Origin of the sequence: Nocardioides sp., assembly GCF_041600255.1 — a bacterium.
Classification (GTDB): domain Bacteria; phylum Actinomycetota; class Actinomycetes; order Propionibacteriales; family Nocardioidaceae; genus Nocardioides.
Map to the genome: position 1 here is coordinate 1 of NZ_JBFIKK010000249.1, position 1,605 is coordinate 1,605.

The 1,605-nt window shown below is 71.7% G+C and carries 2 protein-coding genes; both read left to right on the plus strand.

Features of this window, described 5'->3' with window-relative positions; translation table 11 throughout:
• Positions 1 to 71: 71 nt before the first annotated feature.
• The gene (locus tag ABZE72_RS16850; protein ID WP_372730187.1) at positions 72 to 1,139 is read left to right on the plus strand and encodes an acyl-CoA dehydrogenase family protein; all 1,068 of its coding nucleotides are present in this window, start codon (positions 72 to 74) and stop codon (positions 1,137 to 1,139) included.
• 138 nt (positions 1,140 to 1,277) lie between these two features.
• The coding region (locus tag ABZE72_RS16855; RefSeq protein WP_372730188.1) for a sigma factor at positions 1,278 to 1,605 on the plus strand (328 nt) is incomplete at its 3' end.

Genomic DNA, 1,605 nt, shown 5'->3' on the forward strand with positions numbered 1-1,605 from the left:
CTGGTCACCGCCTGGGGCACCCCTGCCCACCACCGGGCCCGGATCCTGGACTCCCTGGTCGGAGCGCGCTGATGGAGTTCGCGTTCACCGAGGAGCAGACCGAGCTCGCCACCACCGTGCGGGCCCTGCTGGCCAAACGGGCCGACAGCAGCGCGGTGCGCGCGGCCTCCACCTCGGAACTGGGCCACGACCCGGCACTGTGGTCGCTGCTGTGCGAGCAGATCGGGGTGGCCGCGCTCGCCGTACCGGAGGAGTACGACGGTGCGGGCTTCTCGCTGTTCGAGTCGCTGGTCGTGACCGAGGAGCTCGGTCGGTCGCTGGCCCCCAGTCCCCTGCTGTCCTCGTTGGTGACGGCGCAAGCGCTGCTCGCCTCCGGCGACGCGGATGCCTGTGCACGGCTGCTGCCGCGACTCGCGGCCGGCGAGATCGCCACCCTGGCCTGGTCCGGGGTGGTCGGTCCGGACCGCGCGGAGACCGTCACGGCCGACGGTGACCTGCTCAGCGGGACCGTCACCCACGTGCTGGACGGCGACCACGCCGCGGTGCTGCTGGTCGCGGCCCGCGACGGCGACGCCACCGCCCTCTTCGAGGTCGACCCGTCAGTTGTGGTTGCCACCTGGACGCCCACGATGGACCAGAGCATCCGGCTGGCCAGCCTCACGTTCGACGCCACGCCGGCCACCCGGCTGACCGGTGACGCCGGGGCGGCCTTGGTGCGGGCCGAGCTGGTCGGCGCCGTGGCGACGGCCGCCCTGCAGGTCGGGTGCGCGGCCCGCGGGCTCGAGATGACGGTCGCCTACAGCAAGGAGCGTGAGCAGTTCGGTCGCCCGATCGGCTCCTTCCAGGCGCTCAAGCACCGGATGGCCGACATGCTGGTCGAGCTGGAGATGTCCCGCTCGGCGTCCTGGGCCGCGTCGTACGCCGTCGCGACCGGCGCCGAGAACGCCGCCGAGCTGGCGCACGTGGCGAAGTCCTACTGCGGGGACGCCCTGGACCTGATCGCGGCGGAGACCGTCCAGCTGCACGGCGGCATCGCCATCACCTGGGAGCACGACGCCCAGCTGGTCTTCAAGCGGGCGCACGCGCTCGGACAGCTCTTCGGACCGGCGCACCGGCACCGGGCGCTCATCGCCCTCTGAGCGCTCGCACAGAGACATCGGCCGCAGGACTCGCGGTTTACCTGCGCACGGGTCGGGAAGGCGTACGTACCAGGTCACCACGGGTTGCCTCGACCCACTCTCGGGTCGCTGCTGCCTCTTCTGGATACGGAGATGGTCATGCCGGCCCCGATCGACGAGGAAGCCACCTCACCACCCCGCAGCCCTGCGGGGACCGCACGGACGCCCCGCTCGCTCGAGGACCTGCTGACGGCCTCGACCCACCGGGACGTGGAGGCTTTCGGGGCCCTCTATGACGCCCTCGCCTCGCGGATCTACGGCATGACGTTCCGAGTGCTGCGCGACACCCACCAGTCCGAAGAGGTGACCCACGAGGTCTTCCTGCAGGTGTGGAACTCCTCCACACCCTTCGAGCCTGGCCGTGGCTCCGCGTTGGGCTGGATCCTCACCGTGGCGCACCGGCGTGCCGTGGACCGAGTGCGTTCCA